The following is a 296-nucleotide window of genomic DNA, read 5'->3' on the forward strand; positions in this document are numbered from 1 at the left end:
AATCGTTTATGAAGGTAGCAGCGGTTTTAGTTGTGTTGCTAACATCGTCTTATTTTTTGTTTTTTAACAATACAAAGTCTTTTGAAACTCAAATAGCACAAACCGAAACTTTTAAGTTGCCAGATGAATCTGAAGTTATCTTAAACGCGCAATCAAAATTATCATTCAGTAAAAAAGAATGGGAAACCAATAGAAACTTAAAATTACAAGGCGAAGCCTTTTTTAAAGTAACAAAAGGCGAAAAATTTACCGTAAATACAAAAGCGGGTTCTATACAGGTTTTGGGTACACAATTT

At 31.8% G+C, this 296-nt stretch carries 1 protein-coding gene; it reads left to right on the forward strand.

Going from position 1 to position 296, the window contains the following annotated elements; all coding sequences use genetic code 11:
* A partial coding sequence (locus LG649_RS16060) for a FecR family protein (RefSeq protein ID WP_226544827.1) occupies positions 1–296 on the forward strand: 296 nt, incomplete at both ends.

This window comes from Neotamlana laminarinivorans (genome assembly GCF_020523925.1).
In the GTDB taxonomy this organism is placed as follows: domain Bacteria; phylum Bacteroidota; class Bacteroidia; order Flavobacteriales; family Flavobacteriaceae; genus Neotamlana; species Neotamlana laminarinivorans.